Genomic DNA, 15,482 nt, shown 5'->3' on the forward strand with positions numbered 1-15,482 from the left:
CACCGCACCACCGACCCACCGGCACGAACGAAGTGAGGATCAATGACCGCACGCACCCGCACCTACGGACAGTACTGCGGACTGGCCCGCGCCATGGAGCTCGTCGGTGAGCGCTGGGCGCTGCTCATCGTGCGCGACCTGGTGCTCGGCCCGAAGCGCTACAACGAGCTCCGGGCCGGTCTGCCCAAGATCCCGCCGAGCATCCTTTCGGCGCGGCTCAACGAACTGGAGGAGTCGGGCGTGATCCGCCGCCGGGTCCGCCCGGACCTCGACGCCGGCCTGGTCTACGAGCTCACCCAGTACGGCAGCGAACTCGACCAGATCCTGCTGGACCTCGGCCTGTGGGGCGCCCGGTCGCTGAGCCACCCGGGCCCGGACGACGTCTTCACCCTGGACGCGGCGATCCTCTCGCTGTTCACGACGTTCCAGGCCGAAGCGGCGGCCGACGTCCAGATCACCTTCGAGATCCAGTACCACAACACGATGATCCTCCACGCGATGGTCGACAACGGCGACCTCAAGGTCGCCGAGGGCCGCTACCCGGAGGCGGACCTGATCATCCGCGCCGGCCAGGGATCGGCGCTGCTGGACGTGATCAGCGGCCAGCTGACGCCGGCGGAGGCCGTGGCGAACGGCTCGGTGTCCGTCGACGGCGACCTCCGCGACCTCGAGCTGTTCACGCGGTTGTTCCGCCTGACCTCGGCCCCCCAGCCGAAGAACGGCGTCGCCGTCCACTGAGGACAGCCGAGTCGCGTGAGCCGGCGGGGACGAGCGCCCCGCCGGCTCACGCGCGCCCGGGAAGCGGCACGTCCACGGGGAAGTGCCACCGCTCGGCTCAGCCCAGGCGCCCGGCCTGCTCCTCCAGGTACCGCCGCTCCGGCACGCTTCCCGTCCGCGCGGCCGCCCGCAGGTAGTGCTCCCGCGCGGCCGCGGTGTCCCCGGCCCGCTCCAGCAGGTGCGCCCGGACGGCGTCCAGCCGGTGACTGTGCTTCATCCGGCTGTCCCCGGCGATGGAATCCAGCAGCTCGAGCCCGCGGGCCGGCCCGTCGACCATCGCCACGGCGATGGCCTGGTTGAGCGTCACCACCGGGCTCGGCGCCAGCTCCTGCAGCACTTCGTACAGCCGCGCGATCTGCGCCCAGTCCGTCGTCCCGGTGCTGGGTGCTTCGTCGTGCAGGGCCGCGATCGCCGCCTGGACCTGGTACACGCCCACCGGGCCGCGGCCCAGCACCGCGCGCACCAGCGCCGCGCCCTCGGCGATCGCCGCCCGGTCCCACCGGTCGCGATCCTGTTCGGCCAGCGGCACCAGCGTTCCGCCGTCACCGGTGCGTGCGGGACGGCGGGCGTCGGTGAGGAGCATCAACGCCAGCAGCCCGGCGACTTCCCCGTCGTCCGGCCGCAACGCCCGGACCGCCCTCGTCAGCCGGATCGCCTCGCGCGCCAGCTCGGGCACGTGCAGGTCCGTTCCCGATGTCGCCGTGTAGCCTTCGTTGAAGATCAGGTACAGGACCTGCAGCACGACGGCCAGCCGCGCGGCGTAGCCGTCCCCCTCCGGCTCGCCGAAGGTCGAGCCCGACGCCGCGATGCTCTCCTTGGCCCGGGTGATGCGGCGGGTCATCGTCGGTTCCGGGACGAGGAACGCCTTCGCGATCTGCGCCGTCGTCAGGCCACCCACCGCGCGCAGCGTCAACGCCACCTGCGACGGCGGGGACAGTGTCGGGTGGCAGCACAGGAAGAGCAGTTGCAGCGTGTCGTCCTCGTCCGCCACGGCGTCGGCGCCGGTGACTTCCCGTGCCGCGACGGACTCCTCCCGGCGACGGCGCGCGCTCTCGCTGCGCCAGTGGTCGGTGAGCCGTCGCGTCGCGACCGTGACCAGCCAGCTGAGCGGGTTGTCCGGTACGCCGCCGTCCCGCCACTGCAGCGACGCCGCGAGCAGGGCTTCCTGCACGGCGTCCTCGCACGCGTCGAACTGCCCGTACCGGCGCACGAGCACGCCCAGCACCCGCGGGACGAGCGGGCGGAGCAGCTCGCCGACGTCCGCGTTCACCCGCCGGTGAACTCGGTTTCGGCCTCGGCGTCGGCGAAGAACACCACCGGCCGGACTTCGATCCCGAGCCCCTCGATCTTCGCGTCCGGGATCATCGCGGCCACTTCGTACGCGCGCTCCCGGCTGGCGCACTCGACGAGGTAGTAGCCCGCGAGGAACTCCTTCGACTCCGCGAACGGGCCGTCTGTGACCGCCGGCAGGCCGTCCTTCACGCGCACCACCGCGCTTTCCGCCGGGGCGGCCAGCGCCTGGGTGCTGATCATCTCGCCGGACTCCCGGATCCGGCGGATGAACTCGCCGTGGCCGGTCATCACCTCCTCCCTGGCCCGCTCGGACAGGCCCGCCCAGACGTCCGGGTTCATGTGCATCGCCAGCAGGTACTTCATCGCGCCTCCCCGCATCGGTTCCCGCGAAACATAGCCGATCCGGCACCGCAACCTGTGAGTGGTCGCCGGCATCGCCGCAGGAGCAGCATCGACCTTTCACCATCAAGCACCCCCCAAAGGAACACCCCATGCAAGACGTGCACTCCGCCCTCGTCACCGAGGCGGACGCCCTGGCGGACCTCATCCGCGACCACGAAGGGCGGGTGATGCTGCCCGTCGGCCGGGCGATCACCGGGTACCTGGCCGAGCTGACCGTCGTCGCGCGCCGGATCGTGCTGGGCGTCGAAGGCGAAGAAAGCGCTTCGGCCCCCCGCGTCACGAACGCCGGCATGCTCGGGGACGCCGTGCTCGCCTGGCTGTCGGAGCACCGCAAGGCCACCGAGCTGCTGGCGACCGCGCACGAGGACATCCCGTGGCCGGGCGGCCCGATGCGCCCGTCGGTACTGGCGGCCGCGCTGCTCACCGCGTTGTTCGCCCGTGGCCAGGACGTCGCCGACGTGCTCGGGATTCCGTTGCGCCGCAACGACGAAGTCGGGCACGTGGCCTACTACGGCGTCCGCACCCGCGACGAGGTCTACGAGGGACACGGGGAGCCGCCGTCCGGGTGGTTCCGGTACGAGCTCGTCGCGCCGTCGGGCGAGCGGTGGGAGTTCGGCCCCGCCGACGCGCCGGACCGGATCACCGGCCCCGCCGTGGACTTCTGCCTGCTGTTCACCGGCCGCCGCGCGGCCGCCGACCTCGATGTCGCCGCCACGGGTGCCGAAGCCGTCCGCTGGGTCGAGCTGGTGCCCGCGCGCCGCAATCCCCTGTGGACGTCCGAACTGGACTGACGGCTATTCGAACCGGCCCGGGTCGCCGGCACCGCGGCGGACCACTTCGGCCTCTCCGGACGAGAAGTCGACCACCGTGGTCGGTTCCACGCCGCACTCCCCGGAATCGACGACCGCGTCGAGGACGTGGTCGAGCTCCTCTTTGATCTCCCAGCCCTGGGTGAGCGGCTCGGCCACGTCCGGCAGCAGCAGCGTGCTCGACACCAGCGGCTCGCCGAGCTCGGCCACCAGTGCCTGGGTGACGACGTGGTCGGGGATGCGCACGCCGACGGTCTTCTTCTTCTCGTGCATCAGCCGCCGCGGCACCTCCTTCGTCGCGGGCAGGATGAACGTGTAGCTGCCCGGCGTCGCCGCCTTGATCGCGCGGAACACCGCGTTGTCCACGTGCACGAACTGGCCGAGCTGGGCGAAGTCCTGGCAGACGAGGGTGAAGTGGTGGCGCCGGTCGAGCCGCCGGATCGAGCGGATCCGGTCGAGACCGTCCGGGTTGTCCAGCCGGCACCCCAGCGCGTAGCAGGAGTCGGTCGGGTAGGCGATCAGGCCGTCCTGCCGCACGAGGTCGGCGATCTGGCCGATGGCCCGTCGCTGGGGGTTGTCCGGGTGGACGTCGAAGTACCGCGCCATGGCGTGAGCCTAGGCCCCGGTCCCGCGGGCCGCCCGGCGACGTCTCCCACCTTGCCGTGACCGGGCCTCAGGTGGTGACCGCGTCCCCTCCTCCGACGGAGAATCCTCGGGTGCGACAGGAGCTGTCGCCGAGGAGGCGAACATGACCCAGCCGGCGCTGCCCGATCCCGCCCGCACCGGGCCGCGGCCCGGCCTCGCGGCGTGCCACCGGCTGCCGGAGGCGCGCCGGCCCGTGGCCGGTTTTCACCCACCGCAACCGGGATTCGTCGTGCCCGGCCGCGGCCCGGCGGCCCGTTCCGCCGTGGACGACGGGACCGGCTCCCGCGCGTTTCCCTCGGAGGCGGGCGATTCCGGCGTCACCTCGGGCCGATCACCGTGCCACACCGTGGTTTCCGGGCCCTCGCCGACGTCCCCGTCGGCCCGTGGCCGGACTGGACCAGTATTGGACCAGTAGGCAGCCGCAGGACCGAAACCCGCACCGTACGGCCACTTCTTCGCTGTCATGACGAGCCTGTCATGAGATAGGATTCCGCGGAGCATGCACACCGAGTTCCGCCCGGACCGCACTGCCGGCTCCGGGAACCGCCGACCCGCCGGAGGACCGAAGCCGATGTCTCCGGGAACCGTGCCGAGCCGGCCGGAAGCGTTGAACGCGGTGACCGAGCCGCGGGGTACCAGTGTCGTCGACCGGCGGCCGAAGCTGGCCGCCTACCTGGCGGCGGCGATGATCACGATCGTCGTCGCGGGGTTCGGGTTCGTCCTCCTCGCCAGCCTGATCCCGCTGGCGATCACCCCGTTCGAGGTCGGCTACGCGATCGGTGCGGTCGCCGTCCTGCTCGCGATCCAGCTCCTGCACTACAGCAGGCCGTCGGTCCGGCTCGACTCCACGCCGAGCAAGCTGCTGCTGATCGTCCTGGCCGTGCTCGGGTACGTGCCGGTGCTGACGTTCGAGTCCGCGTGGGCCGCGATGCCGGTTTTCTTCGGCAGCGCGGTGCTGCTCGTGCTGCGGCCCCGGTTCGCGTGGCCGCTGTTCCTCCTCAACCTCGTCGGCGTGCTGTGGATCGAGCTGCTGTACGACCCACCGCTCCTGGTGGCCTACACGCTCGAGGGCGCGGCGTTCTACAGCCTGGCCTTCTACCTGCTGACCCGGCTCGCCCGGATGATCCGCGAGCTGCACCGGGCCCGGACGGAGCTGGCCCAGCGCGCGGTCGCCGAGCAGCGGCTCGCGTTCGCCAGGGACCTGCACGACCTGCTCGGCATCAGCCTGTCCGCCATCGCCCTGAAGGGTGAGCTGGCGCGCCGCCTGCTGCGGAAGTCGAGCGAGCAGGCGCAGGCCGCGCTGGCCGAGATGACGGCCACGGCGCAGCGCACGCTCGCCGACGTCCGCGCCGTGTCCCGCGGCTACCGCGAGCTGTCGCTGGAGAAGGAGTTCCGCACGGCGCAGTCCCTGCTCACGGCGTCCGACATCGCCGTGCGGGTGCACGTCGACCAGGCCGAGCTGCCGGTCCAGGCCCGCACCCTGCTGGCGAAGGTGCTGCGGGAGGGCGTCACCAACGTGCTGCGCCACAGCGACGTCGAACACTGCGAGATCGACGTCCGGCGCCGGCGCGACGGGGTCAGCCTGGTGATCGTCAACGACGGCGTGGACCTCGAGCAGCTGCCGGCCGGCTCCGAGCTGCTGGCCCGCCTCCCCGACGAGGTGGCGGCCCTCGGCGGCACGGTGACGACCGGGACCGGCGACGACGGCCGCTTCCGGCTCCGGGTCGAGCTGCCGCTCCCCGACCAGGTCGAGCCGGTCGCCGCGGCGAGCGAAGCCGACGAGCAGGCGTTCGCCGAGTCGCGGCGCATCCGCGTGCTCCTGCCGGTGGTGTTCGGGCTGCTCGGCGTGGCGGCGGTCCTCCACGTGCTGCTGCTGACCACGAACGTCTGGCACATCGCCATGGTGGTCGGTTCCGTGGCGGCCCTGCTGACGCTGCAGTTCGCCTACTTCAACCGGCCGACGACGCGGCTGCGGTCGGGGCAGAGCATCGCGATGCTGTTCGTCCAGGCCTGCCTGATCTACCTCCCGTTGCTGCCGCTGCAACACGACTGGGTGAGCCTGCCCCCGCTGCTCATGGGGTGCGGCCTGCTGGTCCTGCCCCCGGTGGCGGGCTGGCTGCTGTTCGCCGCGAACACGGGCGTCTACCTGTGGCTGCAGTACATCGCCGGGCAGGCGGGGCAGGACACGTGGTACGCGATCCTGTTCTCCACCGGAACGGTGATGACGGCGCTGATCGTGTTCGGGATGCTCTGGCTCGTCCGGCTGGCGGCCGAACTGGACCACAGCAGGCGGCGGCTGGCCGACATGGCGGTCGCCGAGGAGCGGCTCCGGTTCGCCAGGGACCTGCACGACCTGCTCGGCATGAGCCTGTCGGCGATCGCGCTGAAGAGCGAGCTGACGGCCAGGGTGCTGCCGCTCGACCGCGCCCGGGCGACGGAGGAACTGCAGGAGATCCTGGGCTTGACGAGGCAGGCGCTCGCGGACGTCCGTTCGGTGGCCAGCGGTTACCGCGAACTGTCCCTGGACAGCGAGTCGAAGTCCGCCCGGTCGGTGCTGGCGGCGGCCGACGTCCACGTCCGGATGGAGATGCTGCAGGACGAGCTGCCGGCGCCGGTGCGCACGGTACTGGCCGTGGTGCTGCGCGAAGGCGTGACGAACGTGCTCCGGCACAGCAGTGTCGAGACGTGCGAGATCGCGGTGCGGCGCATGGACGGGGGCGTGACGCTCGAGATCGTGAACGACGGTGTCGACGGCGCGGGCCGCCCGGCGGCCAAGCCGGCATCCAACGGGAACGGGCAGTCGGGCGGCGGCAGCTCGGGCAGCGGCATCGGCAACCTCGCGCACCGGGTCTCCGACCTCGGCGGCGAGCTGACGGCCGGGGTGGCGGACGACGGCCGCTTCCGCCTGCGCGCGGTCGTGCCGGTGTGAGCGGGTCCGGCACAGCCCACTGATCGCCGGAAGCCGCCCGAGGCGATCCGGCGAGGGCCTCGCCTGCGGCTTGCGGCCGTGGTCACCGGGACCGAGGCACTTCACCGGTGGTCCTGACTCGAAACGCCCGGCGGCCAGGATCCGCGTTCGGCCACCACAGCCGGCCCGGCACCGGCCGGGCTCGTGGCGACAGCGGCCGGGGACAGCGGTCAGCGCCGCGCGGGCCTCACAACCACCCGGACTCGCCCGCGATGCGGATCGCGTCCACCCGGTTGCGCGCCCCCAGCTTGGCCACCACCGTCGTCAGGTAGTTGCGCACGGTCCCCGCCGACAGGAACAGCCGCGCGGCCACCTCGACGGTCCCGTACCCGTGGGCCGTCATCCGCAGCACGTCGAGCTCCCGGGCCGTCAGCGGGCAGTCCACGCTGTCCCAGGCCGCCAGCGCGAGGTCGCCGTCCACCATCCGGCGGCCGGCCACCACCCCCCGCACCGCGTTGGCCAGCTTGTCCGGCGGTGCGTCCTTCAGCAGGAAACCGCTCACCTTGGCGTCCAGCGCCCGTCTCAGCGTCCCGGGACGCCCCAGGCTGGTCAGGATGAGGGTCCGGCACCCGGGCAGCTGCTCGTGCAGCTCAGCGGCCGCGGTGAGGCCGTCCTTGCCCGGCAGGTCGATGTCGATGATCGCCACCTCGGCGGCCGTCGAGCGGGCGGCCGGGAGGATCTCCGTCCCGGAGGCCACCTCGGCCACCACCTCGATGTCGGATTCCAGCCGGAGCAATGCCACCAGCGCGCCGCGGACGATGTGCATGTCTTCGGCAACGAGCACTTTGATCATGAGGGCGCCTCCGCCTTCAAGCACAGCCCAAATCCCCCAGTACCCCAAGTTAAACATTCCGGCCGAGTTCCCGGTTGGTCCGTTCGGGGCGTCCACGGGGCCGATATGCGACCTCGCCGGGACAAACTCGCGAAAGACAGCGCATTATGCGCTCGCGCCACTACCACACGTAAGGCAAACTGCGGGTTTGCCTTTTCGTTGGAGATTTTCCGGGTCGGGTCGCTGTCGGACGTGCCACGAAGCGACGGAGACGGCCACCCGAGCGCACGGGCGCTCAGGTGGCCGGGGCTCGCCACCGTGCGGACCAGCGGCGATACTGGTCCGGACCAGTTAGGCCGCCAGCGCGGCCTCCTCCACCTGAACGGCCATGGTGGTGCAGATCGTCGCGCGGACCACAACGTCGCCGGGCGGGCGGTCGAACCTGTCGATGACGAGGCCGGAGTTGATGGCCCGAACCTTTTCGACCTCGATTCCCAGGTCGGCGAAAATTGCGTCGACGTCAGCCGAAAAACGAACAGACATTGTGTACTCCCCAGCGGCGAAGATGAAAGGCTTGTGTGCCATAAATAGTCCGCCGACGGCCCGCCGTGAGCCAGTGCCCGCATCACCGGGGCATCGTGCTTTATGACTGCTCCAGGCAGTCCTGGACATACCGCAAGATGGAGTAACCAGGGCGCGTTTCACCGCCCGTTCGGGTGATGCCCGTCACGGTACGGGGTCGTCTTGCCGCTTTGAGCGACGAGATCGCCACGCTGTCACCCCTCCGCATGCCCCCTCACAGGCCGTCTCTAACCAACTTCGAGCACCCTGTGTGAAACGCATTCCCACGCCTATGCAAAACGCATATCCACGCTCGGTGAAATCCATTCGGAACGGTGCACAGAGCACTTAAGAAGTAGACGGGTTCCGACCTACAGTTCTGCCATACCAATTTTCCGGCGCCGAACGCGTCCGCAGGGGGACGCGGGTCGGCGGACACCGGTGACGGGAGGGACGGCCACCATGGACGAAATCGTGCGTCAGGCCGTGGCACGAGCCATCATGACCATGCGCGACAACCTGGGCGAGCGGCTCACCATCGACGACCTGGCCCAGGCCGCGATGTTCAGCAAGTTCCACTTCACCCGGGTCTTCCTCCGGGCGACCGGGCTGTCCCCCGGACGGTTCCTGTCGGCGCTGCGGCTGGCCGAGGCCAAGCGGCTGCTCGCGACCACCACCATCTCGGTGGCCGACATCAGCCACCAGGTCGGTTACAACAGCGTCGGCACGTTCAGCGCACGGTTCAGCGGCAGTGTCGGCTTCTCGCCGACCGGGTACCGGCAGCTGCGCGGCACCCGCCCGGAGATCGTCGAACGGACACGCCAGGTGAGCTCCGAGGCGACCGTGCGCGGGCACGTCCGGCGCCCGCCGGGCACGGAGGCCGGTCCGGTGTTCGTCGGGCTGTTCCCGGCGAAGATCGCCGAGGGCGCGCCGGCGCGCCACGTGATCCTGCCGGGCGCCGGCCCGTACACCCTCACCGACGTGCCGCTGGGCTCGTGGTACGTCATCACGCACGCGTTCGGCGTCTGCGCGAACGACGACCGCGGGCTGCGGCCGCTGACCGGGCTGGCGGGCCCGGTGACCGTGTACCGGGGGGTGGCCGCGAGCCTGGCCGACGTCCGGCTGCGGCCGCGGCAGGGTTTCGACCCGCCGGTCCTGCTGGCGCTGCCCGACCTGCGCCCCGCCGTCCCGGTCCGGCACCCGGTCGCGGTTTGAGGCTCGGAGGGTCCCGCACGGGGTCCGGGAATGGGATTCCCCACCCCCGTGCGGGAGCCGCGCCGGCACCGCGGGCCGGCATTTCGGCTGCCGATTCACCCCCGCGCCCGCGGAGAGCGACCGGCGAATCCGACGGCGCGATCGTCCGGTGACGTACAATTCCGCGCGGGGGAAAGGCTCGACTGGGGGAAGCGAGGAACGACGTGATCAGAGTTCTTCTTGCCGAAGACATGGACATGGTCCGCGGTGCCCTCGTCGCTCTGCTGAGCCTCGAATCCGACATCGAGGTCGTGGCCGAAGTGGACTCCGGTGACGAGATCCTGCCTGCGGCCAAATCGACCCGGCCCGACGTCGCCGTCATCGACATCGACCTGCCCGGCAAGGACGGGCTGACCGCGGCCACCGAGATCCACGAGCACCTGCCGCAGTGCCACACGCTGATCCTGACCAGCCTCGGCCGCCCGGGCACGGTCCGGCGCGCGCTGGACGCGAAGGTCAACGGCTTCCTGCTCAAGGACGCGCCGTCGGACAAGCTCGCGAACGCGGTGCGGTCGGTCGCGGTCGGCAGGCGGGTGATCGACAGCGAGCTCGCGCTGTCCGCGTGGGAAGCCGACGACTGCCCGCTCACCCCGCGTGAGCTGGAAATCCTCGCCCTCGCCGCCCGCGGGCGCAACGTCGCCGACATCGCGGCGGACCTGTTCCTGTCCCCCGGCACGGTGCGCAACTACCTGGCCGCGTCGGTCACCAAGCTCAACGCCCGCAACCGGGTCCACGCGATCAGGATCGCGACTGACGCCGAATGGCTCTGAGCGGGCCGAATCCCCTCCGGACCCCGAACGGCGCCAGCGGGACTCCGGCGTGCAGCAGGTGCGTCCCCCCTGGCTGGGTGCCGGCCGTCAGTTCCCCGCCGAGCAGGCCGACGCGGTGCTCGAGGTTCCGCAGCCCCCAGCCGCGCTCCTCACCGCACTCCGGGGACCCGCCCGGCAGGACGCCGTCGTTCGCCACACGCAGCCACGCCTCGTCGCGGTCCGCGCCGATGGCGAACTCGCACCACGACGCCTTGCTGTGCCGCACGACGTTGGTGACGCTCTCGCGCAGGACCGTGGCGAACGTCGTGGCCACCGCTTCGGGGAGCTGATCGGGCAGCACGCGGTCGAACCGCACGGTCACCCCGGCCGAGGTCAGCACGGCGGCCGCGGCCGCGCACTCGTCGGCCAGGGACAGTTCCCGGTGCCCGGCCGCCACCGAACGCACGTCCGCGAGCGCCTTGCGTGACATGGTCACCAGCTCGGTGAGCTCCTGCTGGGCCTGCGCCGGCTGGGTGTCGACCAGGCGGCGGACCAGCTCGACCTTCAGGGTGATGGCCGACAGGCTCAGCCCCAGCAGGTCGTGGGTGTCCCTGGCGAACCGCATCCGCTCCTCGGCGACCACCTGCGCGGCGAGCGTCCGCCTGCCGTGCTCGCGCTCGGCGGCCAGGCGGACGAACCAGGCGAGGCCGAACACCGCGACCGCGGCGACCGCGGTCAGCGCCGCGCCGTGCAGGCCGTCCGGGACGGACTCCCCGGGCGCGCCGGCGTCCGCGGACAGCAGGCCGACGCCGCTCGAGACGACCACGAGGACCGGCAGCGACACCACCGGCCTGGCGACGAGCAGCACGCTGCCCACGAAGAAGCTGCTGAGCACGCTCCACGCGACGCCCAGCTGCAGCACCGGCACGAGCCCCAGCACGGCTTGCAGCACGAGCGCGGGCCCGCGGAACCGGATGCGCCCGTACCCGAACCCGACCAGGTGGACGGCGACGAGAGCCACCGCGTACCCGGCCGCGGCCAGCGAGACGGGCCACGACCGCACCTCCCGCAGCGGCCCCAGCAGGCCGAGCAGTCCGATGCCGAAGCAGACCCCGGCGTGCACGGCGTAGACGCGCCGAGCCGAGAAGGCCCCACTCGGTGTTCGAGCAACGGTGTCCGTGCGCGACCAGGTTGCTCCGTCCGCCGAGCGAGGATACGGCGACCGGGCTCTTGCGTCAGGCATTCTCGCAGTAGCAACCACCGCGGCGCCTCCCCAGAAACGCTGGCACTTCCCCAGAACTGCAATCTAACAGCCGTTCCGGGAGATCCGGGTCGCCACCTCGGGGGATTTTCTCCGGCGACCGGACCCGCGCGCCCCTACTCCGGGAAGTCCAGCACGCACTCCCCCACACTGACCTCGGCCGGCCACTCCAGCTTCAGGGCCCGGTCCACCCGGTCACCCGAATCGACCGGCACGGCGTGCGCCGCCAGCCCCATCGCCCTGGCCGCCAGCGAGAACACCTGCTGCAAGGCGCCCAGGTGCAGCAGCGTGGTCGCGTAGGCCGCGCCGCCGAGCACCCACGCGACCCGGGCCATGCGAGCCGTCATCGTCAGCAGGGCCGAAGGACGGCGGTGGCTGCCCGCGGCGATCATCGCCATCTCCAGCAGGCTGTCCAGTACGCCCGCGTCGTCGTTGACCAGCGTGAGCGTGTGCCAGAGCGGGTCGTAGTGGTAGATGCCCCGTTCGAAGTCGGTGGACCGGTTGATGCCGACGTAGATCTCCAGCTCGTACAGGCAGGCCACGCTGAAGTACGGCCGCTGCGACGCCTCGTGCGACGGCCCGCCGGGCAGGTGGGCCGGGCCGACCGAGCGCACCCGCGCCGAGCGGTACAGGAATTCGCCGAGCTGGCGCGCCGACAGCGGCCGTTCGCTGAACTCCGGGCAGGAGTGGTCGGCCTCCAGCAGCGCGGTCAACGACGGTTCCGCGCCTTCCCGCAGGTCCGGCCGGGGCAGCGGGAAGGTCGGCCCCGCGGTGACCGGCTTGGTCACCGGTGGCTCGGCGCCGGTCCGGCCGGCGCCGGGCTCCGGCGGCGGGCCCTTCTGCCAGGTCCGGCTGCGCGCGTGGAACATCAGGTCGTCGTGCGACCAGGTCGCCATGCCGGAGTCGCCGTGCTCGGTGAACCGGCCGTCGGCGTCACCGAGGAGCACGACCCCGGCGGCGACGAGGAACCCGACGACGTCGGCGACCACCGGCTCGGCCACCCCGGTGGTCACGGCCAGCTCCTCGACCGTCGCCGGGCTGGCCAGCGCGGACGCGATCAGCACCGCCGGCGGGCGCAACAGGGCGACCTTGTACCGGGCGCCGGGGGACTCGGCCAGCAGCGCTCCCTCGTCGGCCCGGAGCGCCGTGAACCGCGACAGCCGGACCTGCCGCCCGGCCGGCAGCGGGCCGTCGGGGAACACCGGGAACTGCGTCACCGGGATCGCCGAGAGCACCGGCCCGCGGCCGTCGTTGAGCGCCAGCGAGTGCACCACCGAGCCCGACAGCCTGCCGAGGATCCGGCGCAGGGAAAGCCGCCAGTCGTCGCTGCCCGCCGCCTCGCCCGAGACCGCCAGGTTCGCCATCGACACCGGCCCGAGCGCGAGCCTGCCGAGGGATTCGCGCACCCCGTCGGCCGCGCCGGGGAAGTCGTACTCGCCCCACCACGTGATCGCCACCAGTGACCCGTCGTCACCCGCTTCGATCAGCGTGTCCTCGGTCAACGACCACAGGCGGACCGTTTCCGCGTGCCCTTGCGGGCTCTCGGCAGCCAACGCAAACTCCTATATTGACGACGAAACCGCCGTTCGATGCACGCAGTGTGCTACAGGAACATCGGGAAGGGATTGAGCCGCTCGTACGGGGTGGGCTCGGCGAGCCGGCCCAGGCGCACCGGGACGTCGAACAACCGGCCGGGAGCGTAGCGTGCCCAGAACGGCCGGAGCCCGGGTGCCACTACCTTGACCACCGGGAGGCCGACATCGGGCCGGGTCTGGTCGAGCACGAGCAGCTCGCTGCCCGCGGTGGCCACCACCTTGGCCAGCGCCTCGATGTCGTCGCGCACGTCCGGGCGGTGCACGAAGCCGAAGTCGGCCACGGTCCGCGTCCGCTCCCCGGCGGCGGGCCGCAGGTAGGGCTGGTTGGCGACGGTCGCGTAGCGCAGCCACCGGGCCGCGTCCGGGTCGTCCACGTCGTGGCCGAACACCTCGACGTCCGGGATCATCTGGTTCAGCTCGGTCACCGCCCGCCGCAGGGCGATCCGCGGGTCCAGGTGCGCGCCGAAGCCGAACATGATGTGCTCGTGCGGGCTGTCCGTGCGGCGCGACACGGCGACGAACACCGGCACCCCGAGGTCCGACGTCAGGTCGAGCGCCCACAGCTCCCGGTGCAGCCCGGCGTAGTTGCCCGCCATCTCGTCCAGCCAGCCGTCCGCGAAGGAACCGAGGTCGACCCCGGGCATCGGCGTGCGGTTGTACCACCAGAGCGCGACGGCGTCCCGCTCGACGAGCTCGAGCGTGCCCTGGAGGACCGCGTCCTCGAGGCTGCTCCCGGCCGCCGCGCCGTTGGAGTCCGGGTGCAGTCCCCGGACGCCGCACGCGGCGGGAGCGCCGTAGTAGAGGTACCCGGTGGGCAGCAGCCGCCGCCGTCCGGACAGTGACCAGACCGGCGTCCAGTCGATCGGCGCCGCGGGGTCGAACCGGCGGGGGACGTGCTGGAACAGGCCGTGGGCGGCGTTCCAGGCGGCTCGCTCGCCGTACTGCCGTTCGGAGAAGAGCATGCAGTCGTTCGGGTGCAGCGCCTCCGCGCCGAGCTCGTCGAACGACGCCCGGATGCGCAGCTCGTCGCCCTGGTAGTTGCCGGAGAAGCGTTCGACGGCCTCGCAGAGGGCACCGACCTCGGCGTCGATCGGGGTGACACCCTTGCCGCCGTTCTCGCTGCGCAGCCCGGCCTGCATGCCGTTCACCCCGGTCACGCCGCGGGCCACGTTGTAGCCGGACCGGTAGACGTTCGCGAACGACGGCGCCGACGGGTCGGGCCGGACGTCCCTGATGATCCCGGTGACCGGGCTGACCAGGTGCCGGTAGCGCGCGAGCGTTTGCGCCGGCGTCGCGGTGCGGTGCCCACCGCCGGTCGAGGTCGTCTTGCGGGCGGGCTCGAGCCGGATCGGCCGGGCCGCGCGCGCGGCCACCAGCGTCGCGTCCCCGCATTCGGGGCACTGCGGACGGCGGCGCAGTTCGTGCAGCTTGCCCTGCAGGTCCAGCGTGTCGAGCACCCAGACGCTCTCCTGGCCGCCGTGCCGGTAGCCTGCCAGCCACTTGCTGGCCTCGAGCGCGATCAGGTGCGCCGCCGCGGCGGTCAGCGACGGCAGCGCGGCGGCCGGCCGGCGCGCCGGGCCTTCGTGGCCGAGCAGCTCCTGGGCGCAGGCCTCGGCGTGCCGGTGCCCCCAGAGCCGGTTCGTCAGGCAGTGCCAGCACGCCGACTCGCCGGGCCGCAGGATCGGCCCGATCCACACCTGCGCGGCGAACGGCCGGGCCAGCAGCCACGGCCGGCCGGTGCGCCGGTACTCGGCGTCGAGCTCGCCCAGCCGCGGGTCGAGGTAGTCCGTGCACAGCACGATGCTCAGGTCGGCCTCGTCGGCCGCCGCACCGGCCGGGGCGACCCCGAGGCCGGCGTCGGTGAGCGCGCGTTCGACCGGCCGGGTGTCGACGTCATCGCCGACGGCCAGCAGCCGGACCTCGCGGCGGGAGTCCCGGGAGGTGGCCGAAGCGGCGTCGACGCCGCACGCGTCCCAGTACGCGAGCTCCCGCTCGTCGGCGGCCGGCCCACAAGCCGGGCGCACCGAAACCAGCCCGGCGTCCACCAGCTCGGTCACGATGGCGGCGACCTCTTCCGGGGTCATCCCGGCCGGACGGGCCCGCAGCACCTCGGCGAGCTCACGGGTGCCGTCGAGCAGCGGCGCGAGCGACTCGATGCGCGCCCCGCGCATCGCTATGACACCCTGTTCGGAGAACAGGTACGCGCCCTTGCCGGCGCGGACCTCCGCGCGCAGGTGGCGCTTGAACGCCAGCACGGGTGTGCCGGCGGCCGGCGGCGCCGAGGAGCGCGTCCGGTGCGGGGCGGGTTGCACGGCCGATCCGCTCATCTGGGCTCCTCAAGTCCGTGCGCGCGATCCGAGAACCCGGATTCTTCTCCGGCGCGCCGACCTGCGGCC

13 protein-coding genes are annotated in these 15,482 nt (G+C 72.2%); 5 read left to right on the forward strand and 8 right to left on the reverse strand.

Annotation, left to right across the window (positions count from 1 at the left end; translation table 11 throughout):
* Positions 1-42 precede the first annotated feature (42 nt).
* A complete protein-coding gene (locus tag HUT10_RS16205; RefSeq protein ID WP_254896899.1) occupies positions 43-738 on the forward strand; it encodes a winged helix-turn-helix transcriptional regulator in 696 nt (231 codons plus the stop codon).
* 97 nt (positions 739-835) lie between these two features.
* On the opposite strand, the gene HUT10_RS16210 is transcribed toward HUT10_RS16205, so the two are convergent.
* Together HUT10_RS16210 and HUT10_RS16215 are read right to left on the reverse strand one after the other, a co-directional pair.
* The gene (locus HUT10_RS16210; protein ID WP_176171974.1) at positions 836-2,047 is read right to left on the reverse strand and encodes an RNA polymerase sigma factor; all 1,212 of its coding nucleotides are present in this window, start codon (positions 2,045-2,047) and stop codon (positions 836-838) included.
* A complete protein-coding gene (locus tag HUT10_RS16215) occupies positions 2,044-2,433 on the reverse strand; it encodes a YciI family protein (protein ID WP_176171975.1) in 390 nt (129 codons plus the stop codon). Before HUT10_RS16215 ends, HUT10_RS16210 begins: the two co-directional genes overlap by 4 nt.
* A gap of 128 nt (positions 2,434-2,561) precedes the next feature.
* On the opposite strand from HUT10_RS16215, the gene HUT10_RS16220 reads away from it, so the two are divergent.
* On the forward strand, positions 2,562-3,263 hold the full coding sequence (locus HUT10_RS16220) for a maleylpyruvate isomerase family mycothiol-dependent enzyme (RefSeq protein ID WP_176171976.1): 702 nt from the start codon (positions 2,562-2,564) through the stop codon (positions 3,261-3,263).
* Between the two features lie 3 nt (positions 3,264-3,266).
* Here HUT10_RS16220 and HUT10_RS16225 read toward each other — a convergent pair whose 3' ends face one another.
* Entirely contained in the window at positions 3,267-3,887 is a 621-nt protein-coding gene (locus tag HUT10_RS16225) for an L-threonylcarbamoyladenylate synthase (protein ID WP_176171977.1), read from the reverse strand.
* A gap of 610 nt (positions 3,888-4,497) precedes the next feature.
* Here HUT10_RS16225 and HUT10_RS16230 point away from each other — a divergent pair.
* Complete coding sequence (locus tag HUT10_RS16230; protein WP_176171978.1) at positions 4,498-6,855, forward strand: histidine kinase; 2,358 nt, start codon at positions 4,498-4,500, stop codon at positions 6,853-6,855.
* Positions 6,856-7,081: 226 nt separating this feature from the next.
* Here HUT10_RS16230 and HUT10_RS16235 read toward each other — a convergent pair whose 3' ends face one another.
* On the reverse strand, positions 7,082-7,687 hold the full coding sequence (locus HUT10_RS16235) for a DNA-binding response regulator (RefSeq protein ID WP_176171979.1): 606 nt from the start codon (positions 7,685-7,687) through the stop codon (positions 7,082-7,084).
* 330 nt (positions 7,688-8,017) lie between these two features.
* Positions 8,018-8,251: a hypothetical protein gene (locus HUT10_RS16240; RefSeq protein ID WP_176171980.1), complete on the reverse strand. Its 234-nt coding sequence runs from the start codon at positions 8,249-8,251 to the stop codon at positions 8,018-8,020.
* A gap of 438 nt (positions 8,252-8,689) precedes the next feature.
* Here HUT10_RS16240 and HUT10_RS16245 point away from each other — a divergent pair, with 438 nt between their 5' ends.
* Positions 8,690-9,442, forward strand: a complete 753-nt coding sequence (locus tag HUT10_RS16245) for an AraC family transcriptional regulator (RefSeq protein WP_176171981.1) — start codon at positions 8,690-8,692, stop codon at positions 9,440-9,442.
* Between the two features lie 203 nt (positions 9,443-9,645).
* The gene (locus HUT10_RS16250) at positions 9,646-10,251 is read left to right on the forward strand and encodes a DNA-binding response regulator (protein ID WP_176171982.1); all 606 of its coding nucleotides are present in this window, start codon (positions 9,646-9,648) and stop codon (positions 10,249-10,251) included.
* Here the strand turns inward: HUT10_RS16250 and HUT10_RS16255 are convergent.
* The 3 genes from HUT10_RS16255 to HUT10_RS16265 all read right to left on the reverse strand — a co-directional run bounded on the left by HUT10_RS16255 (position 10,220) and on the right by HUT10_RS16265 (position 15,413).
* Positions 10,220-11,353 (reverse strand): sensor histidine kinase, encoded by a 1,134-nt coding sequence (locus tag HUT10_RS16255; RefSeq protein ID WP_176171983.1) that lies wholly within the window; start codon positions 11,351-11,353, stop codon positions 10,220-10,222. The two genes, HUT10_RS16250 and HUT10_RS16255, sit on opposite strands and share 32 nt — an antisense overlap.
* A gap of 254 nt (positions 11,354-11,607) precedes the next feature.
* A complete protein-coding gene (locus HUT10_RS16260; RefSeq protein WP_176171984.1) occupies positions 11,608-13,044 on the reverse strand; it encodes a SagB/ThcOx family dehydrogenase in 1,437 nt (478 codons plus the stop codon).
* Positions 13,045-13,094: 50 nt separating this feature from the next.
* Positions 13,095-15,413 carry a TOMM precursor leader peptide-binding protein gene (locus tag HUT10_RS16265; RefSeq protein ID WP_176171985.1) on the reverse strand — a complete coding sequence of 773 codons (2,319 nt, stop codon included), beginning with the start codon at positions 15,411-15,413 and terminating at the stop codon, positions 13,095-13,097.
* Between the last annotated feature and the right edge of the window lie 69 nt (positions 15,414-15,482).

Source organism: Amycolatopsis sp. Hca4, from assembly GCF_013364075.1.
Classification (GTDB): domain Bacteria; phylum Actinomycetota; class Actinomycetes; order Mycobacteriales; family Pseudonocardiaceae; genus Amycolatopsis.